This is a genomic window from Paenibacillus sp. RC67 (genome assembly GCF_030020805.1).
Lineage (GTDB): Bacteria > Bacillota > Bacilli > Paenibacillales > NBRC-103111 > Paenibacillus_S.
The window spans coordinates 6,198,524-6,222,334 of record NZ_CP125098.1; the positions used below are offsets into that span (position 1 = coordinate 6,198,524).

18 protein-coding genes and 1 pseudogene are annotated in these 23,811 nt (G+C 47.5%); 7 read left to right on the forward strand and 12 right to left on the reverse strand.

The features are described from left to right. Nucleotides 1-325 precede the first annotated feature (325 nt). The 6 genes from mtnK (at nucleotide 326) to QMA13_RS28150 (ending at nucleotide 8,796) form a co-directional block, all read left to right on the forward strand. A complete protein-coding gene (mtnK, locus tag QMA13_RS28125) occupies nucleotides 326-1,531 on the forward strand; it encodes an S-methyl-5-thioribose kinase (RefSeq protein WP_282936981.1) in 1,206 nt (401 codons plus the stop codon). 32 nt (nucleotides 1,532-1,563) lie between these two features. Then, nucleotides 1,564-2,640, forward strand: a complete 1,077-nt coding sequence (gene mtnA / locus QMA13_RS28130) for an S-methyl-5-thioribose-1-phosphate isomerase (RefSeq protein ID WP_282936982.1) — start codon at nucleotides 1,564-1,566, stop codon at nucleotides 2,638-2,640. Nucleotides 2,641-2,853: 213 nt separating this feature from the next. Then, nucleotides 2,854-4,530, forward strand: a complete 1,677-nt coding sequence (locus QMA13_RS28135; protein ID WP_282936983.1) for an efflux RND transporter periplasmic adaptor subunit — start codon at nucleotides 2,854-2,856, stop codon at nucleotides 4,528-4,530. A 28-nt stretch (nucleotides 4,531-4,558) separates the two neighbouring features. Next, a complete protein-coding gene (locus QMA13_RS28140) occupies nucleotides 4,559-5,296 on the forward strand; it encodes an ABC transporter ATP-binding protein (RefSeq protein ID WP_282936984.1) in 738 nt (245 codons plus the stop codon). After that, nucleotides 5,293-6,474: an ABC transporter permease gene (locus QMA13_RS28145; protein ID WP_282936985.1), complete on the forward strand. Its 1,182-nt coding sequence runs from the start codon at nucleotides 5,293-5,295 to the stop codon at nucleotides 6,472-6,474. The genes QMA13_RS28140 and QMA13_RS28145 overlap by 4 nt, the downstream gene beginning before the upstream one ends. Before the next feature lie 39 nt (nucleotides 6,475-6,513). Continuing rightward, nucleotides 6,514-8,796 carry a hypothetical protein gene (locus QMA13_RS28150; RefSeq protein WP_282936986.1) on the forward strand — a complete coding sequence of 761 codons (2,283 nt, stop codon included), beginning with the start codon at nucleotides 6,514-6,516 and terminating at the stop codon, nucleotides 8,794-8,796. 74 nt (nucleotides 8,797-8,870) lie between these two features. Here QMA13_RS28150 and QMA13_RS28155 read toward each other — a convergent pair whose 3' ends face one another. Together QMA13_RS28155 and QMA13_RS28160 are read right to left on the reverse strand one after the other, a co-directional pair. Beyond that, the gene (locus tag QMA13_RS28155) at nucleotides 8,871-12,032 is read right to left on the reverse strand and encodes an alpha-mannosidase (protein WP_282936987.1); all 3,162 of its coding nucleotides are present in this window, start codon (nucleotides 12,030-12,032) and stop codon (nucleotides 8,871-8,873) included. A gap of 53 nt (nucleotides 12,033-12,085) precedes the next feature. Then, nucleotides 12,086-13,123, reverse strand: a complete 1,038-nt coding sequence (locus QMA13_RS28160) for a LacI family DNA-binding transcriptional regulator (protein WP_282936988.1) — start codon at nucleotides 13,121-13,123, stop codon at nucleotides 12,086-12,088. A 180-nt stretch (nucleotides 13,124-13,303) separates the two neighbouring features. On the opposite strand from QMA13_RS28160, the gene QMA13_RS28165 reads away from it, so the two are divergent. After that, the gene (locus tag QMA13_RS28165) at nucleotides 13,304-14,101 is read left to right on the forward strand and encodes a hypothetical protein (RefSeq protein ID WP_282936989.1); all 798 of its coding nucleotides are present in this window, start codon (nucleotides 13,304-13,306) and stop codon (nucleotides 14,099-14,101) included. Nucleotides 14,102-14,188: 87 nt separating this feature from the next. On the opposite strand, the gene QMA13_RS28170 is transcribed toward QMA13_RS28165, so the two are convergent. The 10 genes and pseudogenes from QMA13_RS28170 to QMA13_RS28215 form a co-directional block, all read right to left on the reverse strand. Next, the gene (locus QMA13_RS28170; RefSeq protein WP_282936990.1) at nucleotides 14,189-14,782 is read right to left on the reverse strand and encodes a PilZ domain-containing protein; all 594 of its coding nucleotides are present in this window, start codon (nucleotides 14,780-14,782) and stop codon (nucleotides 14,189-14,191) included. Nucleotides 14,783-15,162: 380 nt separating this feature from the next. Continuing rightward, entirely contained in the window at nucleotides 15,163-15,957 is a 795-nt protein-coding gene (locus QMA13_RS28175) for an SDR family NAD(P)-dependent oxidoreductase (protein WP_282936991.1), read from the reverse strand. A gap of 48 nt (nucleotides 15,958-16,005) precedes the next feature. Beyond that, complete coding sequence (locus QMA13_RS28180; protein ID WP_282936992.1) at nucleotides 16,006-17,166, reverse strand: UxaA family hydrolase; 1,161 nt, start codon at nucleotides 17,164-17,166, stop codon at nucleotides 16,006-16,008. Between the two features lie 245 nt (nucleotides 17,167-17,411). Beyond that, nucleotides 17,412-17,732, reverse strand: a complete 321-nt coding sequence (locus tag QMA13_RS28185) for a UxaA family hydrolase (protein WP_028548149.1) — start codon at nucleotides 17,730-17,732, stop codon at nucleotides 17,412-17,414. Nucleotides 17,733-17,876: 144 nt separating this feature from the next. Next, nucleotides 17,877-18,797 carry a fumarylacetoacetate hydrolase family protein gene (locus QMA13_RS28190; protein WP_282936993.1) on the reverse strand — a complete coding sequence of 307 codons (921 nt, stop codon included), beginning with the start codon at nucleotides 18,795-18,797 and terminating at the stop codon, nucleotides 17,877-17,879. A gap of 53 nt (nucleotides 18,798-18,850) precedes the next feature. Continuing rightward, nucleotides 18,851-19,624 carry an SDR family NAD(P)-dependent oxidoreductase gene (locus QMA13_RS28195; RefSeq protein WP_028548151.1) on the reverse strand — a complete coding sequence of 258 codons (774 nt, stop codon included), beginning with the start codon at nucleotides 19,622-19,624 and terminating at the stop codon, nucleotides 18,851-18,853. Nucleotides 19,625-19,657: 33 nt separating this feature from the next. Beyond that, nucleotides 19,658-20,416: an IclR family transcriptional regulator gene (locus QMA13_RS28200; RefSeq protein WP_282936994.1), complete on the reverse strand. Its 759-nt coding sequence runs from the start codon at nucleotides 20,414-20,416 to the stop codon at nucleotides 19,658-19,660. Between the two features lie 328 nt (nucleotides 20,417-20,744). Beyond that, nucleotides 20,745-21,521 (reverse strand): LutC/YkgG family protein, encoded by a 777-nt coding sequence (locus QMA13_RS28205; RefSeq protein ID WP_282936995.1) that lies wholly within the window; start codon nucleotides 21,519-21,521, stop codon nucleotides 20,745-20,747. Further along, nucleotides 21,511-23,012 (reverse strand): annotated as a pseudogene (locus QMA13_RS28210) (LutB/LldF family L-lactate oxidation iron-sulfur protein). Before QMA13_RS28210 ends, QMA13_RS28205 begins: the two are co-directional and overlap by 11 nt. Beyond that, nucleotides 22,996-23,739 (reverse strand): (Fe-S)-binding protein, encoded by a 744-nt coding sequence (locus QMA13_RS28215; protein WP_282936996.1) that lies wholly within the window; start codon nucleotides 23,737-23,739, stop codon nucleotides 22,996-22,998. The pseudogene QMA13_RS28210 and the gene QMA13_RS28215 overlap by 17 nt, the downstream one beginning before the upstream one ends. Between the last annotated feature and the right edge of the window lie 72 nt (nucleotides 23,740-23,811).

Sequence of the window (23,811 nt, forward strand, 5' to 3'; positions counted from 1 at the left end):
TTTGGATATAGATACATTGTAAAAAAGCTGCATTAGGGGGATATTATCGGAGCATGAATTTTTTGTAAAAAAGGAATTTAACATTTAATACAAATTATTCCGATTAATATATAGGGAATTATCTCGGCAAAGTCTATTCCAACCTCGCACAATTTGCTATACTATGGGATGATAGTTTTACGGACTATTTGAGATAAGTTTGACTTTGCAAAACTTAAGCGATAGCTAATAAGCCTTTTTGCACCGCAAACACTGTGAATGCATACGAAACCGGTTTTGCTCTCGCAAAACTTTACTTTTAACTCTTAAGGAGGAATATACATCCATGTCTTCTTATCATGCGTTAACTGAAGCCGAAGCAGTGGAATATGCAAGAGGCATCCCGAACCTGTTCGCTGCCAATAGCGAGCTGACTAGCAAAGAAATCGGGGACGGGAACTTAAACCTGGTGTTCCACATTACCGAGCCGTCGACAGGCAAAAGCATTATTTTGAAACAAGCTCTCCCTTATGCCAAGGTGGTGGGAGAATCTTGGCCTCTCTCATTAGATCGTGCGAGGATTGAGAGTGAAGCGCTAATGATTCAGGAATCGCTCTGCCCGGATCTGGTTCCTCATGTTTTTGTGTTTGATAAAGACCTCGCGCTAACCGCAATGGAGGACTTGAGCGATCATGTTATCATGCGCAGAGGATTGATTGAAGGCAATCGCTATCCGCTGTTCGCAGGTCATATCGGCCGCTTTCTAGCTCACACGTTGTTTTACACTTCGGATCTCGGCATGAATCAGCAGGATAAAAAAAACCGTGTTCAGCAGTTTATTAATCCCGATTTATGCAAAATTACCGAAGATCTTATCTTCGATGATCCGTACCGAAATGCCGATACCAACGACGTTCCTCCTGCCATTCAAGACGCTGTAGAAGCGATCTGGAACGATTCGGAGCTTCACTTGGAAGTAGCCATTTTACGCAACGGATTTTTGACTAAAGCGCAAGCTCTTCTTCACGGAGACTTGCATACCGGAAGTATTTTCATTAAACCGGATTCGACAAAAGTTATCGATCCTGAATTCGCGTATTATGGACCTATGGGCTTTGATATCGGAGCCGTTTTTGCCAACCTACTGCTGAACTTTGCAGCTCAAGAAGGCTGGAGCAAGGACGAAGCTTCACGCAATGATTACCGAACTTATTTGACGGGAACCATCAGAGATACTTGGAACGTGTTCGAACAAGAGTTCCGCACATTGTGGAATGAACATGGCGTTGATCGTGTGTCCAAAACCCCTGGATTCCAGGATTGGTATATGCAGCAGCTGCTGCAGGATGTTTTCGGCTATACGGGAAGCAAGACCGTTCGTCGGGTTCACGGACTTGCTCAAGTAGCTGACATTAATAAATTGGAAGATGCCTCTGCCCAAGAGCGCGCACAGCGCATCGCTCTGCAAATCGGTACGACATTGATTAAACGTCACCGTCAAGCTATGTCGATTGAGGAATTGATTGATATCGCATGGAAAGCCGTTCAATAAGCGGTAAGTTATACCAAAGGAGATAAACATTCATGAGTACAACAGAAAATCAAACTGCCGATTGGCTGCAATCGGTCCGTTGGAATTCAGCAGAAAACCGTCTTGACCTTCTGGATCAAAGGCTGCTTCCGGATGAGATCGTCTACCTGGAGCTGACCACCTCGGAGCAGGTGTGGGATGCAATTAAGCAGCTTGCGGTACGCGGAGCGCCGGCTATCGGCATCGCAGCTGCGTACGGCGTCTACCTGGGCGTCCGCCATGTAAGCGGAGGCCGTGAACAGCTGCTTGACGCTGCGCTCAAGCAGTGTGAGTACCTGGCGACGTCGCGCCCGACGGCGGTGAACTTGTTCTGGGCGCTGGATCGCATGAAGCTGCGCGCCCAAGAGCTCGCTTCCGCCGGTTCGGAGCCGGAAGCGCTGAAGCAAGCGCTGCTGGATGAAGCGAAGCTCATCCAGAGCGAAGACGAGGAGACGTGCCGCCTCATCGGCGAGCACGCGCTGTCCTTGTTCGAGGACGGCATGGGCGTCCTCACGCACTGCAACGCGGGCGGACTCGCTACCGCCCGCTACGGCACAGCTCTGGCGCCGATGTACCTGGCGCAGGAGCGCGGCATCCACCTGAAGGTGTTTGCCGACGAGACGCGCCCAGTGCTGCAAGGCGCTCGCCTGACGGCGTTCGAGCTTCAGCAAGCAGGTGTTGATGTGACATTGATTTGCGATAATATGGCTGGCGCTGTCATGAGCAAGGGCTGGGTGCAAGCTGTCATCGTCGGCACGGACCGCGTGTCCGCTAACGGCGATGTCGCCAACAAGATCGGCACCTACAGTGTTGCCGTTTTGGCCAAAGCGCACGGCATTCCGTTCTACGTCGCTTGCCCGATGTCGACCATCGATTTGAACACGCCTACTGGCGCGGACATTCCGATTGAAGAGCGGCATGAAGACGAGATCACTCAAGGCTTCGGTAAACGTACAGCTCCGAAGGGCATAAAGGTATACAACCCCGCTTTCGACGTAACGCCTAACGAATACGTGACTGCGATTATTACAGAAAAAGGCGTCGTCCGTGCGCCTTTCCAAGAGAACTTGAAGAAGCTGTTTGAGGAGTAATCCTAACCAAAACTTCACCATATAAGCTGGTATCCTTCGACAGGATTCCGGCTTTTTTCTTGCTCTTTTGCTATAATACTCCCTCCTCCGACATTCTTTTTTCCGTTTCTTAATCTCCCATTAAGTTTAAATTCACATTTTTTTCACAAACCGTTGCTAAAGTTAATTAACAGCAAGGTAGAATAGCTGGAATGTTAGAAAGGAGAAGCACGAATGGGATTATCTCGCAGTAAAAAATGGATTGCCGTTGTTATTGGGCTTGCTCTTATCGGTGGTGGGACCTATTACTATTTGTCCAAAACCACGGCGAAGCCGGCTGCCAATGCAACAGAAAAAGTATCGGAGATTAAAAAAGGTTCGATTACTTCCACCGTATCGGGAACTTCTCAGTTCGAGGCGCGGGATGTCCAAAATATTATCGCCCCTGTAGACGGGACTATCAAAACTATGAATCTAACGCGGAACCAGCAGGTGAAAAAAGGGGATGTTTTGTTTGAAATCTCCGATCTCAGCTTGCAGTCCAACTTACAAGAAGCTCAAGTTACTCTAGCACAGCAGCAAAAAGATTTAGCTGATCTCAACGATCAACTCAACAATCTTAGCGTGTACGCTCCGATTAGCGGGACGCTAACCTTAACGAACAATTTGGACACAGGTTCCAATATTAGTAAGAACGGTCGAATCGGCACTATTTCCGATAATACAACTTTAACGACAAAGCTGCCTTTCCTCTTGGAGGATGCAGTTCAATTGAAGAAGGGTGATTCCATCGATCTAATCGTGGATGGCTTCAATCTGACCAAAACGGCAACTGTAGTATCCGTCAGCACACAGCCGAAAGGTGACGCCAACGGAAACAAGCTGCTCGATGTTGAAGTGAATGTTAAAAACGATGGTACCCTGGGTTCAGGAATGAAGGTTAAAGGCAGTGTTTCCCTTGGAGGTAGAACCGCTCAATCCTCTGATAAAGGAACGCTTGATTTCATCAAGGTCGAGAGCGTTTTATCCGCAGCCAGCGGTATCATTAACAATGTCAATATAAAAACTGGGAATTACATAAACAAGGGGGAGCTTATCGTTTCGATAACGAATGACACGCTTCAAAATGATATTTTGAACAAGCAGGCGTCTATCGAAAGACAAAAAATCAATATCAACGATCTGCAGGAAAAAATCAACCAATTGACCGTTACGGCTCCATTTGACGGCGTGTTCTCTACGGATTTCGCCAATAAGAAAACGAATGTGCTCGCCAGCTACCCTGTCGGCTCCAAGATTGAAGCGAACAAACAGCTGGGTGCTGTAGCAAGCCTTGATTATATGCAGCTGCCGGTTCAGGTCGATGAGCTGGATTTGCCTAACATCAAAGTCGGCATGAAAGCGACTGTGAAGGTTGACTCCATCTCCAACAAAGTGTTCCAAGGCGAAGTCAATCAGGTATCCACCGTAGGTACAACGACGAACGGTGTTACATTCTTCGATGTAGGTATCTCTGTTAAAAACGAAGGCGATCTGCGAAACGGGATGACAGCGACCGCTGAAATCATTATCCAGGATAAAAAGAATATCATCCTTCTTCCACTTGAAGCCCTTCAGCAGCAGCAGGGTAAACGCTACGTTACGCTGATGAATGCAGATGGCACCAAAGAGGAGAAGCATGAAATCAAGATCGGCATTCGCAATAAATCATTCATTGAAGTTACAGATGGCTTGAAAGAAGGCGACAAGGTCGTCATTCCGGTCACTAAGAAAGCAACCAACGCTTCGCAAGCCGACATCGATAGAATACGTCAGCAGTTCCAGCAAAGCGGAGGAGCTGGAGGCGGCGGCTTCCAAGGCGGCGGTGGCGCTGGTGGATTCCAGGGCGGCGGCGGTGGCGGCAACCGCTAAGCAATAGCGTGGAAAGGAGGTTCCCGGAATGAATGCTATCATTGAGTTACAGAACATCACTAAGGAGTACGAGCGGGGCGCCGAGAAATTACGTATATTAAACGGCGTCTCCTTAACGGTGACAACAGGAGATTTTGTCGCTATAGTTGGACCCAGCGGATCAGGTAAATCAACCCTCATGAATACGATCGGATTGTTGGATATTCCAACCTCCGGCTCTTATCTTCTGGATGGCGTTGCCACTGAAAAAATGAGTGACAACCAATTGGCCGAATTTAGAAACAAAAAAATCGGATTCATTTTTCAACAATTTAACTTGCTTCCGAAGCTTAATGCCATAGAGAATGTCGAGCTGCCTATGATTTATGCAGGTCTCAGCAAGAAGGTTCGCCGGGAAAAGGCACAGGAAATGCTGGAAATGCTTGGTATGGGCACTCGTGGGCACCACAAGCCGAGCGAGCTGTCAGGCGGTCAGCAGCAGCGTGTTGCTATTGCCAGAGCCTTATCGATTTCTCCATCGCTCCTTCTTGCCGATGAACCTACCGGTGCACTCGATTCCAAAACCGGCAACGAGGTGCTGGAGCTGATGATCAAGCTGAATGATCAAGGAAACACAATCGTCTTAATAACTCATGACAATCACATTGCAGAAAATGCCCGTCGTGTCATTTCAATACGCGACGGAGCCATATTTAAGGATGAACGACTTCGTCCTCTCCTCACAGAGCCTGCCAAGGTGAAGCCCGCTGTAGAGGTGATGACATGAAATTGCTCGAGCTTATTTCCATGGCCTTACGCACCGTAGTCAACAATCCGATGCGTACGCTGCTTACTATGCTAGGCGTTATTATCGGCGTCAGCTCGGTCGTGACTCTGGTCGCCATCGGCCAAGGTACCTCTGCTGCTATTGAGAAGCAGTATGAGTCACTCGGAACGAACCTGATCGTAGTTAACGTTATGGGTACCGGTCGTGCAACCCAGCTTGATTATAACGATCTCATGCAGCTGGAGCAGCTTCCTGAAATTCAGACGATTGCCCCTACCATTGTAAAGGGAAGTTCCAACATCAAATACGATCGTACACAGGAAAAATATACCGTTGTCGGCACGAATGAAAATTATTTGCCCCTTATGAAAGGGGAAGTCGCCTCCGGTCGCTTCATTTCTCCTGCCGATCTGGAATTTCGCAATCAGGTAGCCGTACTCGGCAGCAACGTTGCCAAAAAGTATTTTGGAACGTTAGACCCGCTAGGGGAAGATGTTAACATCGACGGTGTTGTCTTTACCATCGCAGGGGTGCTGAAGGAGAAAGGGTCCAATATCGGTGGCAATATTTCACTGGATGACTCCGTTTTCGTCCCTTTGGTTACGGCGCAGCGTGCCTTTAAGCTGGGAAGTATACGTACAACTTACTTGGAGGCCCCAACGAAGGAGCAGCTTCCAACGGCTCAAGCTACGATAACCCAGTACTTGACCTATAAATTCAAAAGCGACTCAGGCTTCCAGGTCTCCAATCAGGATGAGCTGATGAAAGCAAGAGTTGCAGCTTCCAGCTCCTTAAACAATCAGCTGATTAGCGTTGCCTGCATATCCCTTCTGGTCGGTGGTATTGGGATCATGAACATTATGCTTGTAACGGTCAGCGAACGAACCCGGGAGATCGGGATTCGTAAATCAATCGGAGCCAAGCGTCGTAATATTTTGATGCAATTTCTTATTGAAGCGACCGTCATTAGCGGTTTGGGCGGAATTATCGGTTTGCTTCTCGGAAGCGGATTGGCACTGGCATGGCCCCACTTTAACCCGAAACAGGAAACCCAGCTTTCGTTCCAAGTGGGGTTGTACTCCTTCTTGTTCTCTGTTGGAGTCGGCATGATATTCGGATTGTATCCTGCCAATAAAGCTTCCAAACTTCGACCGATCGATGCTCTTCGCACCGACTAACTAACGCCAGAGATAACGAAATATGGGAGGAGATTTCTGTTGAAATCCAATCAAAAAAAGCAATCGTTTAGAGCGAAAAAAACAACGCTTTTATGTACGCTCGCCGTTTGCACCGCGTTAATGGCCAACGTCCCGTTGGCCTCTGCCGGTAAGGCGGGAGTATTTGTAGCTAACGACACTTATTTCACTTTAGAAAATGCCACCTTCACAGCAGGGTCTGAATCCTCTGCCCTGCAATTTTCTATTAAAATGCATAACGGCAGCAGCGGTGCAGTCGATTTCAACGGATACGGAGTTCAAATCGTCGACGAGCAAGGCAACAGCTACCCTGCCAAGCTGACTAGCAAGCAAAATGCCCGGGTCAACTCAGGACAAGATCAACAGTTCAGCTTTGTCTCCCAGACAGGGAAGAATGCTTCGGTTCAAAACCTGAAGGTTCAACTATTTGCATGGGATTCGGGATCTCCCACCTTTACTCGTAACCTGGGGGAGCTGTCCGTAGCGTCTGCCGTATCCAATGAGCTTGATCCAGCCAAGCTGATGCTCATTTCACTAAAGGACGTAGATTCCTCCTACAGTCAAGATGCCTTGGTCGCCATGCGCCTCGGCCAGAGCTATCCGGTTACGGAGAACGGCGTCCAATATTTGTTCACCGATCTTTATGTGAGGAATGCAGGCTCATCCAACTTTCAGCTGCCTTCCAGCTTGCAATTCCGGCTTAAAGGAACGGATTCATTGACTTATACGACATCCATAGTCAATACAGGACAAGATACATTGATCCCTGACAAGCTCACGAAGGTGAGACTTCGTACTCCGGTACCGTCCTCCTTCGATCCGAATCCTTTCGTTCTCGAAGCCTTTTATTCAGAGGACTCTGTAGATCGAATTGCCGGAAGTGTGCCATTAGCTGGAACAACAGCTACTGTCCCACTCGGAACAGAGCAGCCGTACTCCTTGTACGGTATGGACAAAGGCTTGAAAATCAAAGCCGATCAAGCCTTATCTACCCGGCAGAACGACGGCATCCTAGTGCAAAGTACGGTTACCGTGCGCAATGATGGTAATGAGGTCGTAGCTCTGCCAGCTTTATCGGCAACATACATGCTTGATTCAGAAACATTGGCGGCATCGGTGCAGGATAAGTCCGTAACGACTGGATTTTTGGCTCCGAAGCAATCCGCAACCTATAATTTCTCTGTGTTGGTCCCTAGCGGAGTTGATCCTGCTACAGTTAAATTAGCTTTAATGGAGTCTGAAAGCAGCTCATCTAGCAGTTCTAATTCTAGTTCGAACACAAATTCGAGCTCTAGCAGCAACAGCAGCTCCAAAAGCTCCACCAACTCTAGTAGTTCTAATTCGACAACGTCAGGAACTAATGAATCAACGAATACAAACGCCAACAGCTCTACTAGCAATTCCAATAGCACTAGTAACAATAGCTCCACCAAGAACAGCGTCAGCACGGTGAACGCCAACAGCATTCCTGTCATGATCATCGATCTGAAAGGTATTCAGCAAACGAACAGCGCGACAGTACAAGCGAAGCCTTACCAGCTTGGTACTCCGCTCCCTCTAGCGCCAAATGGATTGATTGATAAAAACCTTGAGGTCTCGCTTGTTGAGCTGCACATGCACGAAAATACAGATTTTGGATATAAAACAGCCATAGCAAAATATAAAATTACGAACAAGGGCAATGGAACACTTGTCATTCCGGATATCGGTACGGAGCTCGTTAATGATAGGGGAGAATCGTTCTCTGGAGTGAAGCAGTCTTCCACGACAACTACGATTATGCCTAACACCAGCTACGTCGTCAGTTATTCTTACATGATTCCGACCGATGTGACCGGCCAAAGCCTCGCACTGAACGTGATTGATCCGAAATCTGCAGCTCCGAATAAGCTATCCATCGGCTCATTCCAGGTTGCTGTTCAAAGCGAGTCGTCCGATAAGTTGATCAGCTTCTATCCGTTTGATGTATCCTTTGATGCCTATAGTATCGCGACATTGTATAACAACGGATATGTATACCAGCTGAGTCTTGATCTGAACATCACTCGCAAAGATCCTGTCATTGTCGATCAAAACTTCTCCAAAATGGAATTCGATCTGGTAGACGGACAAGGACGAATTCTCGGCTCCACATCCGCAAGCTTTACAGGAACGGAGAAGCTTATTAGCGGAAATCAAAAAATTAGCTTCAGCAACATTAAGACGGAGCAGTTCGATAACAATCTGACCATTAATGTTTATGAGACGATTGAGACGCCTTCAGGTACAGCGAAACGTCTGGTGAAGCAACTGACACAGAACTAGTAAAAGTAAAACCACCCCTTCCCTTGAAGCGTGAGTTCATTCACTTCAAGGACGGGGTTGTTTTTTATATTGAATTATACGATATCAATTAGGAAGGTTTTAATCTCGTAGGGCTTCAGCTGCAGCCGCAGGACTGACTCATAACTAGGCTCTCCGATCGGACGTTCCATTAAGTCACTCTCCTGCCAGCTGCGGACGTTATATTCGCTTGATAGCTCCACAGTGCCTCTTTGCCCTGCATATTCATGGAAGCGAAGTACAATGCGTCCTCCATCCTCCGCTTGTTTCACAGCATCGATATGAACATAACCGCCGATAGCACGGAACAACGAGGTTGGTGCATGTATGACGCCAGCTTGAAACTGCAGCGGAGCATTCAAATCCCATGCTTCTTCCACCGTGCAGCCGTTCAACCAGTCCCCTACGTGCGGCAGAATGGAGTAAGTAAAGGCATGATGCCCCTGATCGGCTTGAGGATCGGGTACCATGGCAGATTTCAACAGCGTAAGGCGCATCACGTTATCCTTGATGTCATAGCCGTATTTGCAATCGTTCATCAGGCTGACGCCATATCCGCGCTCAGATAAATCAGCCCACTGATGCCCTACCACTTCAAACCGGGCGTAGTCCCAGCTTGTATTCCAGTGAGTAGGCCGCTTCACGTTACCGAACTGAATGTCGTACGTTGCTTCGGTGGAGCGCACCTCTACCGGGAACGCAACCTTCAGCAGCTTGCGCTGTTCATGCCAGTCAACCTTGGTCTTGAAATCAATCCGCCGTGAATGAGTGTAAACAATAACTTCTTGCTCAAGTGTAGAAGCTTTATAACTCCAAACAAACCGCACAACGGCTCGAAGAGCTCCATTCTCAACGACCTCAGCCGATTGCAGTGTACGAATCTCCTCCATTTTCTGCGTATAAAAAATATCGATATCCCATGCTTCATGACGACCCTTAGGCTTATCCTCAAACACCTGCAGCACATTGCCTTTAGCCCCATTGGCCAACACTTCGCGCTGTGCATCTTTATCCCAAATGGAAGTCAATTGACCATTCTCATTCCATTCCAGTCTGTAAAATGGGGTATCCATGCTGTTTTCCGCAGCAATGAATGGATTCAATTTATGTTTCTTTGATGTGTCGCGAGTTGGATTGAATTGAATCGTGGAGTGTCCCATTGAAGGCACGCTTTCCGTATGCACCCACCAGCCCATCTCCTCGCGTTGGCTTTCAAGCATTTTGCCGGAGCTATCTTGCCAGCTTCCTTCAGATGCTTGTTGGCCCGATGTTTTATCATCAATAAAGACAAGCCCGCTTCGCTCCCAGCCCGCGCTGTTCCATACGGTTACAGCCTCAAGTGCTGCAGAATCGGCTGAACGAACAAGACTTGCCGATGCCTGCAAGTAAGCCTTCCGTATCTGCTTCTCCGCTTGTTCATATTCGACTCGTGAATCCTCATACACTTCCTGAATAGATGAGCCCGGAATAATATCGTGGAATTGATTACGCAGCACAATTTTCCAAGCTTCCGCAAGGTCTTGCTGAGCATATACGGTCCAATCCATGTTCATCAGACTGCCCATAACGCCCATCCATTCCGCTTCTCGACCGAACAGCTCCAGCTTGCGGTTCATTAATTTGTTGTAGGCTTGGCTTGTATAGGTACCCCGATGCAGCTCCAAGTACAACTCACCGTCCCACGTATGGACGTACTCTTTGGTTTCAGCTACGGTTTGCTGCAATGTTTCGAAATACTCATCGACACGCCCTGTCGTTACCTGTGGAACTCCCGGCAGCTCATTGAGTCTTCTTCGCAGCTCCAGCATATCCCGATTCACGCCGCCTCCACCGTCCCCGTAACCATACGATAGAAGAAGCTCTTTGTTGATCGACTTGTCCCGATACGTTTCCCAAATGCCCTTGACGGTCCGGGCAGTCACTTCCCCGTTATATGTATATAACCATCCCCCTGCATTGTCTGGAGTCGTAATAAAGTGGGTCAATATTTCCGTCCCGTCAATACCGCGCCATTGGAACGTATCATGCGGCATCCGGTTATACTGATTCCAGCTGATCTTGGTCGTCATGAACGTTGATATTCCTGATTTGCGCAATATTTGCGGAAGCGCCCAACTGTAGCCGAATACGTCCGGCAGCCATAGGTAAGTACATTCAGCACCGAATTCTTCCTTCAAAAACCGGGTTCCGTACAAAAGCTGACGCACTAGCGACTCCCCGGAAGTCAGATTGCAATCCGCTTCCAGCCACATTCCGCCGCCAGCTTCCCAGCGGCCTTCACGGACGCGCTCCTTGATTTGCTCATAAATATCCGGGTAATCGGTCTTAATATAATCATAGAGCTGAGGCATCGTTTGGAGGAATACGTAATCCGGGAACTTCTCCATCAAACGAAGAACGGTTGAAAAGGATCGTGCAGCTTTTTCACGAGTATGCTTAAGTCTCCACAACCAAGCGACATCGATATGCGTATGTCCAATGCAGCGCACAGTAACCGGATGATGCTTAGGCAGATTCTCCACCGCTTCTCGCAATTGCTCCGCCGCGGCGGCTACAGAGGCATAGAACTCGTCTGAACCAGGACTTGACCAATCCAGCTGTAAGAAGGCTTGATCCACGGCTGATACCAGCTGCGAGATCTCCGGTGCATGCTCATGAAGCTCTTGTACTACCTCCAGCGCGGCCAGAGCCGTGTAGTACAAATCATCGGTATCTTCGTCCAGCCAGCATAGCTCCGCACGCTTCAGCTGATGCTCTTGCACTGTATTCGGATGGTACCCCCCCATACCCGACCATAATCGAAAGCAAAGATGAAGCTTCGTACCTGCAGCGTTGTCCTGTAAAAATACTTCTTTATGGTTACTGTCCACTCCCTGATAAGGCTCTCCATTGATAAAGAGCAGAGATTCAAACCCCGAGTTATTGCCTCCGCCCGTTTTACCGAAATCAAACCGTCCCAGTACTTTGCGATCTTTCCAATTCTCAGGTACGTCTACTTCAGCAGCAAGCCATAAGTAACGGTCGCTTCCTTCCCAACGGTCACCGATACGCATAGTTCCTGCTTCATCATTCAAGGATAACGGCACAACGGGACGTTGCCCCGTCAAGCCTTCCGGATCTTCAAGACTCTCAAAAGCAGCAATCCGGTGCCGATCTCTATATCTGAATTCCGATAATTCCTGAAGCCGAGCTTTCAGCTTTTCCAATGTAAATAACATACATGCTCCTCCTTCAATTTAACATAACACGTGTTATAATCATGTAAAAAAATTTATGTCGTCAGCCCGACGCTTTCTCTGTCTTCTAGTAAAGCTTTAACCCAAATGCCGCTTTTATCTTCTACAGCTCGTTGTCCTTCCACATACTCGAGCAGTCTTTGCGCAGCCAAGAGCCCCATTTCCCGATAGGGTACTTCCATCGAAGTTATTGCCGGGAACAAATGCTGATTGATTCGTTCCGAATTATCACAGGCCATAAGCTGAATATCTTTTCCTACTTGAATTCCAAGAAGCTGAGCCGCACGGCTCACATACACGGCTCCACGGGACCAGTTGGTCAGAAGAGAGCAAGATGAAGCCATGAATTTCTCGGTCCACTGCTTCCAATACACGATCCGCTCCGACCAAATTCCGTCCTCTTCTGAATAAACTACTGGCTCCATACCATGAGAAGTCATCCATCGCTCGTAAGCGCAGCGCCTTTCATTATCCCCCCAACCAAGTGGGTTTTGATGATGCAGCTCCAAATAGGCTGGAATCCGCTTCGTTCTTTTCCACATAAAATTGAGCGCCCGATGGACGCTTTCTTCGTAATCCATCAGTACGGATGGGACCCCATCATGATGCGGATATCCTTCTACTGAAACATAGGGTATCTGGTGTTTATTAACAGCCTGCACCCAATCCTCATTCACCTTATGCGGTCGATCTAAAGCGATAATACCATCAATTCGACGCTGTAGAAACAAATCGAGTAAGCCTTCGATTCGCTGTTCGTAAGAGCTTCCGGAAGGATACAGCAGCACATGATATCCATGGCTTGCACAAGCTTCCTGCATCCCTTCTAATACCTGCAAAAACAAGGAGTTCGATACATTTCCATAGGCAGCCAGACAATGGCTTCTTCCCGTCTTCATTCCACGCGCTTGTGCATCCACCTGATAATTGAGCTCGCGAATCACTTCCAGAACCATTTTACGTTTTTCCTCGCTTACACCAATTCCCGGAGTTCCGTTCAGCACGGCTGATACGACGCTGCGAGATACGCCTGCTCGCTTTGCTACGTCAAAGCTGGTGACTCTTTTTACCATGTCAATGCACCTCTACATCAAAATAACACGTGTTATTTAAAAAGGCAACAGTTGTCTTAAAATCGACACACCCTCCACTTAATCCGTCTTCCATAGATTAAACATCATAAAAGGTGGGAGATTCATCCATACTAGAATAACAATATTAACTTTACCCTCATATCGGAAAGGAAACCGCAGATGATGAACCTAAAACAATGGAAAAGCAAAGCGTTGATACCTATCGGTCTGATCCTATCCCTCTGTTTGTTAACTCAGCCCTCCTCCTACGCTGCCGAAAATCAGTATTCCAGAGCATCACCTGAGAGCTCCACCTATCTTATTAGGATGGACAAAGCCGATCTTACCGGCGATTCGATCCCAGATACGATAATATTCAGCGGGACCAAACGAAATCCTAGTTCCAGCTATTACGATAAACTGAACATTCGAGTTGTAAGCCCCTCCGATTCTCAAACGATCAACATCGTATTGACAGGTGGCTACAATCCCTCTTTGAAGCTTTTGGATGTCAACGGAGACCATATCAGTGATATTTGCTTAAGCACTTCCCAAGACAGTAATGGAGATACCTCTTCTCTATTAATCTATTCCATTCAAAACCACCAAGCCGTCCCTGTGCCTCTCCCTGCACCTCTTAATATTAAAGGAATGCTTAAGGACAATTACAAAGCTTCCGTGACCATCCAAAATACGAATCAAACGTATATGCTTAATCTGTTGGAGCGCCGAACTTTGTATGACGCCATGGGGTATTACCAGAACAGTCGACTTCTAAAGTCGGCAAAAGCGATCGTTAATGGCTACACTAAGCTTGAACCGATTGATCGGGATAAGGACGGCACCTGGGAGCTCAAGGGGATCCAGCCCATTACAATTCCCTCAAACGATAATACGATTGCTTTAGCTGAGTCCCTATGGAAATGGCGATACAATCAATGGACCTTAGTTAATGCCAAAATCGTAAGTACATTCTAGCATAGAGATGCGAACAGAAAAAAACCAAGAAGCTTATTACGGCCTCTTGGTTTTAAACGTTAAGCCTAATGAACGGATACTTGCTTGTCATGCCAGCATCATCTGCTTGAATTGCTGCATTGCAATATAATACCTGAACTTATTAAGATCGCCGGCCGAAATGCTATCGATTTCCGCACCGTAGCGAATCGTTTTTTCCAAGATATGCGCGTACCGCACAACTAGCTTTAAGTGAATGCTCTCGTCATCGCAAAACATGGTGCTGTCATAGACTTCATGCATTTTAATAGAGAAATCGTTAATTTCAAAGCCTATTCCGAACCGGCTTGCGTCGACAACGCGTACTGCTGTCGTTTTGAAATCCTCGCTAATGGTTGCAAAAGTGTTAAGCTTATAACTTGTGTACTTCACATTGCCTTCGTTTAACCATTCTTCCACTTCTTTTTTGGGCTTTGCTTGTATGTGAAAAAGCTCCGAGTCAGCTGGTACCAGTAGCATCTTCGAGTTGGTATTGTGTAAAATCCTCATATTTTGACGGCGTTTAAAATCAAAGCACAGCACACTGTCTCCATCAGCAAGCGCTGTGTTCGTCTCAACTCCAACTTCCATAAAATCCTCTTGTTCATACCCGACATGCGCTTGATAAACTTTTCCTTTATGCAGCAGTTGAATGTCTTTCATGGGATCATCTCCTTAGAGTTTTGCGAAGCAAAACTACTTCGTAAGCATTCACTTCGAGTTTTGCGAAGCAAAACTAACTTCGTAAACATACCCGTGTTTTGCATTTAGCAAAACGAGGCTTTTCGACAAACGGTCGTGAAACTGACTTCAAACCTTGTATACACTAAATCTGAATGTGTAACGGTTTATACTTCTACTATAGGAGATAAACTTTTAAAAAGTTTAAGGCAATTATTAGGAGACTATTAGATTTCTTGTCTAAGTTTGTCGAATGTCTCCACTTTGTGAAAATCATGTTTAAACCATTTTAATTATATTAACCAGCCTGTATAAAATAAAACAAGCCCTTCGAAATCGAAGGACTTGTCGTCTTTAAAAAATTAATGCTCCATATGATCTTCCGGCTGTGCCGCTTTTACAGTCAAGCCGCCATCAACCATAAGCAAATGTCCATTTACTTGCATAGCTTCATCGGAAGCCAGGAATACAACGGCATCGCCTATTTGACGGGCAGTACCGAGACGTTTCATCGGATTCGCTTCAATTTCTTTAGCGCGCAATTCCGGATCCGCCAAAAAGTCAGTGCACATATCGGTATCTACCGTGCTTGGTCCTACCGCATTGACATTAATGTTATATTTGCCGAGCTCGATGGCCATCCCTTTCGTCAGCATGTTAGCTGCCGCTTTGGACGATTGGTAATGTGGAATAACCGGACTGGTAACGACAAGGCTCGCTGTCGAGAGTACGTTAACGATTTTGCCGTAACGCTTTTCGATCATTTTCTTCGCTGCCAGCTGGGAGCACATGAAGATGGATTTGACGTTCGTAGAGAACGTACGGTCCCAAGTCTCTTCCGTCACTTTCATGAACGGTTCGAATGGCGCGATTCCAGCATTATTGACCAAAATTTCAACGTCACCAAGCTGTTCTTCCACTTGTTGGAACATCGCTTCGACTTGGGCTTTGCTGCCTACATCCGCTTGTACGACGATTGCTTTGCTGCCCAACGCCTCAATCTGTTCTTTCACTTTCTCAGCCAAATCACGGGAACGGTCTGACGTATAGTTGACTGCTACAAGCGCGCCTTCTTCTGCCAAACGAATGGCTATCGCTTCACCAATACCGCGGCTGCCTCCGGTAACCAGAGCAACCTTCCCTTTTAATCTTGCCATCTTCCAAATTCCTCCTACACAACTACACAAAAATGCGCGTTTATTGATTTATAGAGATGGTCCGATACGGTTAATGCTGAACTCAGTATGGCCGAGAACTTCCGCCTTCGTCAGCTTTCCGTTGGCTACCGCTTTAATCTCATCCCAGATCTTGTCTCCAGCGTCTTCCAAGCTCAGCGTGCCTTCCAGCATATCGCTGACATCAACGTCCATATTATCGCTCATGCGCTCGAACATCCGCTTGTTACCCGTAATTTTGATGACCGGAATAACAGCTGAACCTGTAGGAGTACCGCGTCCTGTCGTAAAGCAAACCAGGTGCGCTCCGCCAGCTGCCATACCTGACACACACTCAATGTCATTACCAGGGGAATCCATGAAGTACAGACCGTTCTTAGGAAGCTGCTCTGCATATTCAACAATCCCTTTGATAGGAGCCGTACCGCATTTGCTGATACAGCCAAGAGATTTCTCTTCGATCGTTGTCAAGCCGCCAGCAATATTGCCTGGGCTCGGGTTTCCACCGCGCATATCAGCTCCCATCCGTTCAACCTCTTTCTCGAAGCGGTCAACGATGTGGTACAGCTGTTTCTCGGTTTCTGGAGTTGCGCAGCGGGAAGCCAGCACATGCTCTGCTCCGATAATTTCTGTCGTTTCTCCGATAACGACGCCGCCACCTTGTTGGATCAGCGTGTCAGCTGCTGCACCCAACGCAGGGTTGGATGCCAAACCGGATGTTGCATCCGAGCCACCGCATTTAACACCGATGATCAGCTCGTTGAAAGGAATCGGCTCAGCCTGCATTTCATCCAGCTGTGCGCGCATTTTTTTGGCAAGCTCCACACCATGTTGAATGGCCTTCACAGAGCCGCCTACAGATTGAATGTCGAACACTTCAACAAGCTTGCCTGTTGGACGGATAGCATCCGCTAATTCATTAGGATCGATAACCTCGCATCCCAAACTAATAATGATAACTCCACCTACGTTCGGATTTTTACCTGTACCCGCCAGCACCTCAAAGGTACGTTCTTTATCGGCGCCGATTTGGCTGCAGCCGTGTTGATGCGGAATCGCTACTGTATCAGCTACCATTTGATTGATGCGACTGCAAACTTGGTTGGCACAAATGACCGTAGGAATAATCAGCAAGTGATTGCGGATACCTACATCACCATTTGGTCTTCTATATCCCATCATGTGATCCATGTTTTTTCCTCCTAAAAGTTTTTCGTTAGAAAAACTATCTTCGTAAGCATAAGCTGAGTTTTGCGGAGCAAAACTTTCTTCGTAAGCGTAAACTTAAGTTTTTCGTTAGAAAAACTATCTTCGTAAGCATAAGCTGAGTTTTGCGGAGCAAAACTTTCTTCGTAAGCGTAAACTTAAGTTTTTCGTTAGAAAAACTATCTTCGTAAGCATAAGCTGAGTTTTGCGGAGCAAAACTTTCTTTATAATTAAGCTTTTACAGCTTGGTCGCCGCGGCCGCGAATTCCTTCAACATTGTGCACATGCACATGCTGGCCTGCTTTGATTTCCGTAGTAGTACGACCGATAACTTCGCCGTATTTGCGAATGTCCGTTCCTTGAGCTACATCTTCAATAGCAATTTTGTGGCCAAAAGGTACTGCATCCAGTAGCACAACCTCGCGAACTTGATCCTGCACACGGTAAGCAATTTTTTGTCCTTTTTCCAAATCCTTAATAGCTGTTGCCACATGGTCTTTGGAATCCATGACCAATGCGTCTGCGCCTGCCTCGATTTGATGTCCCGCCATCTTTGTTAACCTCCTTAGAGCTTTCCGTAAGGAAAGCTATCTTCGTAAGCATTTTCTGAGTTTTCCGTAGGAAAACTATCTTCGTAAGCGTAATCTTAGAGCTTTTCGTAGAAAAGTCATCTTCGTAAATCTATCTATTCCATATTAAACGCGCTCTGCTACCATTTTGTTAGTCAAAGAGCCTAGTTTTTCAATTTCAATCGTAACGACGTCGCCGTCTTTCAAGTAAACGCGTTTGTCCTCAGGCAATCCGAGTACAACACCTTCTGGAGTACCTGTCAAAATAATATCACCAGGAACCAGAGTCATATGTTGAGAGATGTAGCTGACGATCTCGTCGCAATGGAAAATCATATCGGATGTGTTCGAGTTTTGACGAACTTCACCGTTCACGATACAACGGATGGACAAATCGTTTGGATTGCCCACTTCGTCAGCCGTTACAAGGTATGGTCCCAATGGGCTGAAGCCGTCGCAGCTTTTGCCGAGCAGCCATTGATGTGTACGCATTTGCAAATCACGTGCAGACAAATCATTGACGTTACAATAGCCGAATACATGATCAAGCGCATTTTCCTTGGACACGTACTTTGTTTCTTTACCGATAACGATAACAAGCTCTGCTTCGTAATCCACTTGGTCAGTAACTTTCACTGGAAGCGGTACATCTGCACCATGGTTTGTCAATGTGTTGTTAAATTTATTGAAAAGAATCGGATACTGCGGAATCGGCGCATTCGTTTCTTCTGCATGTTTACGGTAGTTCAAGCCTACACAAATAATTTTGTTAGGATGAGTAACGCAAGGTCCCAAGTTCAAATCGGACTCATTAACAATATATCCTGCAGCGACACCAGCAGCAGCGGACAACGCTTGATCTACATAGGCTTGCAATGCGGCAACAGAAGCTGCTCCACCGTTAATAACAGAATGTACGTTTTGTGGTACAGCTTGACCAGCAGCAGCCGGAACAGCTTGCAGAGCAGCAGAAATATGTACTACTCCTTGCTCGGTTTTAACGCCCAGCTTTTGCTGACCATTTTCGATAAAAGTAAGAAGCTTCATTAGATATACCTCCAAAAAGTAGTATCGTTATAAGTGCTTATAAAGAGAATAAATTACGCGTTTTTACCGAAAACAACGCCGCCGTCGATATATAGCGGGGAACCCATCATGAACTTGGAGTCGTCGGATGCTAGGAATAAAGCCGCTTTAGCCACATCTTCTGGTCTTCCCAAATCTCCGCTTAATTGGCGTGTTTTGAGGGATGCATAGGCTTCTTCCTCATTGTCGTAAGATTTTTTCAAATAATCCTCAACAAATGGTGTAAGAATCGTGCCCGGAAGCAGCGCGTTGCAACGAATTTGGTATGGAGCATAGTCAACCTGCATCGATTTGGTCAAAGCAAGAACCGCACCTTTGGTAGCCGAATATGAAGCACGACGTGCCAATCCGATTTCAGCGATACAAGAGGACATGTTAATAATCGAACCGTTACGAGCTTCCATCATATGAGGAAGCACATATTTACAAGGCAAGAACACACCGCGAATGTTAATGTTGATTACACGGTCCCAAGCCTCCGGCTCAACCTCATGAATCGCGCCAACGCCGCTAACGCCTGCATTGTTAAACAACACATCAATACGGCCAAATTGTGCGATAGCTTGATCTACCATCGACTTAACGGATTCCGGGTTGGTTACATCTGCTTGAATGAATACCGCCTTGCCGCCGGCTTGTTTAATCAGCTCAACGGTTTCTTGACCTTTTTCTTCTATCAGGTCATTGACGATAACGGTAGCGCCTTCTTTAGCAAACAAAAGCGCAGAGCTTTGACCGATACCCGATCCGGATCCGGTGATTAGCGCAATTTTATTTTCCAATCTCATGTGCTGCACGTCCTTCCAAGTTATCTTTTTTGATTAATTGCATGTGCCTTGCGATAACCTTTCGGCTAAGGCGCAAATTTCTTGTCTTGCTCTCTCCCGCTTCTGCTCCCATTCGTGCTGGAACATAGAGCAGCTTATAGCCGCTACGACATTCCCCTGCGTATCTCGTACCGGGGCTGCCACACAGCAAAAACCCATGACAGCCTCCTGAAGATCGCTGGCATAGCCTTCGTTACGGATAGCCGCTAGCTGCTTAAGCAGCTCGCTACGAGATTTAATCGTGTGCAGAGTTAAGCCCTGCCTCAGCTCCTCGTCGGGATACAACGACTCTACCATCGCGGGATCAAGATTTGCGAGCATCACCTTACCCAGTGCTGTCGCGTGGGCAGGAAGCTTCATTCCTGGCTCAGATGCGAGTCGAACTGGGGCCGGCATTTCCTCCTTAGCCAAATACAAAACCTCACACTGCTCCAGCTTTGCCAACTGAATTGTTTCCTGAATCGTATGTTTGGTAACCGATGCTTCCTTGCGGAATCGGTCGATCAGGCTGAATTGTTTAAAATAAACATTTCCAATAAAACCAAGCTTAGAGCCAAGCGAATATGTCGCTTCCGACTCGCGAACAACCCATTCCAACGCTTCCATCGTGTTCAATAATGAAAACATGGAGCTTTTATTAATGCCAAGCTGCTTGGACAAATCGATTAGCTTCAGCTTGGAGGGCTGTAGGGAAATCGCTTGAAGGACAACATCGGCTTTCTCTAGAGCAGGTACCCAATATTTCTTTTCCATGCGTCCTCCTACAAGCTTACGCTTCACAAGGATCTACTGCTTTTCTTGAAAAGCCTGTTTCTACGAACTTGGTTTTATATACAAAACCTTAGTTTTGTATAATTTACATTTTCATCGTACAACGGGGAGAACTATATGTCAACGGGTTTTTGCCCCCTAAATTCCATGCAAAATAACCCCACAAAGTGGGGCCTTGGCTTCGAAGCTGATTCAGATACTTTGCGGGGAGCCCCGAAATTTATAAATTCTATAGTGTCAAAAAAAGGGTTGAGCAAAAGAAGCTTTGCTCAACCACTTAATATTCGGAAGCGAGCTGCCCCCGCAACAATTACTTGATAATCACGGCATATACCTTACCTGGCCCGTGAATACCAATCGTAAGATCGTTCTCGATATCGGCGCTTCGGCTCGGTCCTGTAATCAAATTCAGCGAGGAAGCATAGTCGCTTCCGTCGGTTTTACCATCAGTAATGCTGCTGAATGCCTCACCCATTCGGGTTACAAGCTGATCAGCGCGGAATACCGCGAATAGGATATCCGTCAGCAAGCTGACCGAGCGGCCCCGCTCCGGCGAGCATTGCAGCACGAGCGTACTCGTATTGGCTACGGCATAGTCAGGCCAAATCATGCCTAACTGGCAGCGTTCCGTGCGCTTTAGCAGTTCGCTGCGCTTAACCCAGTTAGAGCTGTTATCCGCACCGCTTGCAGCAGCGCTTTCTGTGGAATCGATCTCTTTCCACGGAACAACATCCACTCCAGCCTCAGCCAAAGCTTCATCCAAGCCAAGCTCAATCAAGCCCTCATGTTCCCAGCGGGAAACATGCGTGACCTTAAGCTCCGCCGTAATTTCTTTGAGCCATGCTGCGATACCAGCTTTGGCTTCCGCTTCATCCACTACTAGTACTTTCCCTGTCAGAGCAGTCCAGTTCTGGATGAATAACTCGATTTTCTCGTCGGTTGTTCGTTCGATCTCTTTATAGAACTCCGGAGCGCCGCGGAACGGACGCTCCGGAGGGGTACTCGAAGGTGCTTTACGCCCTAATCGCGATGAGATGTTCGCGATGAAGGCTTCACGACCATGAATTTGACCCGTCTTAATGCTCATGAGGCTTACCTCCCTTATTCACTGGGGCTTCAGGAGCTTCTGCGACCACCGGAGCATTCTTAAGCTCCTGCTGCAGTGCTTCCCACCGATCGCGGAACGACTGCTTCGGCTTCATCGGGAAGAAGCGAGATTGCGTCCAGCCGGACATCGGTCCTGGGCCTTTCTTTATGAAGCCTTTGCTGATAAAAGGCTTCTGCAAATAATAGGCGGATTTGGTCGCCATTTTGTACAATGTTACGTTCCCGAACGCTGTCTGGAACGATTTGAAGGCAGCGCGCTCGGCAAGCGGGGTCAGCCCCATCTTGACCTTGCGTGCTCGCAGCTGCACGAGCATATCGTGCAGCGGGATTTTGACCGGGCATGCCTCATAGCATGCCCCGCACAGACTGGAAGCGTAGGCCAACTGGCCCGCTTCCTTCATGTCCTGCTGCAGCAGCGGCGTCAATACGGCCCCGATAGGGCCGCTGTACACGCTGCCGTAGGTGTGTCCGCCCACGTGACGATACACGGGGCAAGCGTTCAAGCAGGCTGCACAGCGGATGCAGTGCAGCACTTCCTGAAACACCGGATCGCCGAGCTGCGCCGAGCGTCCGTTGTCAAGAACAATGAGATGGAGCTCTTCGGGTCCATCGAGCTCTCCTCGCGACGCGGGCCTGTAATCATCGACGTGTACGTCGTCAGCTTCTGGCCAGTTGCGCTGCGCGCGAGCAAGTTCAAGACGACTTCCAAGTCGTCATAGGTAGGCACCAATCGCTCCATCCCCATAATGACCACATGGGATTTAGGGATCGTGCTGACCATACGTCCATTACCTTCATTCGATACAAGCGTTATCGAACCGGATTCGGCAACGCCGAAGTTACAGCCCGTTAAGCCAATATCCGCTTCAAGGAAATAATTGCGAAGTCGCTGCCTTGCATAGTTCGCAAGCACCTTGGTCTCCGGCGGGAACTGCTCGCCGGACTCGTCATTGAACAAATCAGCGATTTGCTGCTTGTTTTTATGAATCGCAGGGATAATCAAGTGCGAAGGCGTTTCCTTCGCCAGCTGCAAAATATACTCACCCAAGTCAGTCTCAATCGCTTCGATACCGCGCGCTTCCAAATGGTGGTTCAGATGGATTTCTTCCGATACCATCGATTTGCCTTTGGCTACCAGCTTCGCCTTGCGCTGCTCGGCAAGATCCATGAACACTTTGACAGCCTCATCCGCCGTCTGGCAAAAATAAACGTGTCCCCCCGCTTTGGTGACATTGTCCGTGAACTGGGTCAAATAATAGTCTAAATTATCAATGACATGCTTACGGATTTGCTTCCCGCGCTCGCGCCACTCTTCCCATTGGCCGAAATCATCCATCGCTTTCAGCTTAGCCGTTTTCAGCTTATCCGTAGTAAAGGCAACAGCTTTACGTAGAAACTCATCCTTGAGCGCTTCTTCCGTTCTTTTCTTCAGCCCTGTTCCAATCAGCTGTTTTTCATCGACCTGACTCACCGTTCTTCACTCCTTCCTCCAGCAGCTGCGCAATGTGCATCACGCGAATCGGCTTGTTATCTTTATTCAAACGACCTCCGATATTCATCAGACAGCCCATATCCGAGCCAACGAGCACACTAGCTCCTGTAGAGCATACGTGGCCTGCTTTTTCACATACCATCGCTTCGGACATATCAGCCATCTTCACGGCAAACGTACCGCCGAAGCCGCAGCAATCTTCTTTTTTCGGAAGCTCGATCAGCTCCAGACCTTTCACTTCACTCATCAGCTTACCAGGCTCTTCTTTAACACCCAAGAAGCGAGTAGCGTGACAGGAAGCATGATAAGTAACCTTTTCATTAAATACCGCTCCCAAATCGGTTACGCCAAGCACGTTCACGAGGAACTGGGAAAACTCATATGTTTTATTGATCAAATCTTCGGCTTTCTTCTTCCATTCCGGTTCATTCTCGAACAGCTGAGGATAGTAATGATGCACCATCCCTGTACAGGAGCCCGAAGGAGATACGACATAATCACTATGCTCGAATGCACGGATCAAACCGCGAGCCACTTCGCGCGCTTCATCCTGATAACCACTATTAAAGGCTGGCTGTCCACAGCAAACTTGAGCTTGGGGAAAATCGACCTCGCAGCCGTACCGATGCAGCAAGCGGACAACGCTTTCCCCAACCTCCGGATACAATTGGTCCGCTAAACAAGTAATAAATAAAGAGACACGCATGGGGTTCCCTTCCTTTATCAATAAAGTGTAGTTTAAATTCTTATGTTATCAGGTTATCAGATAAGTTGATTT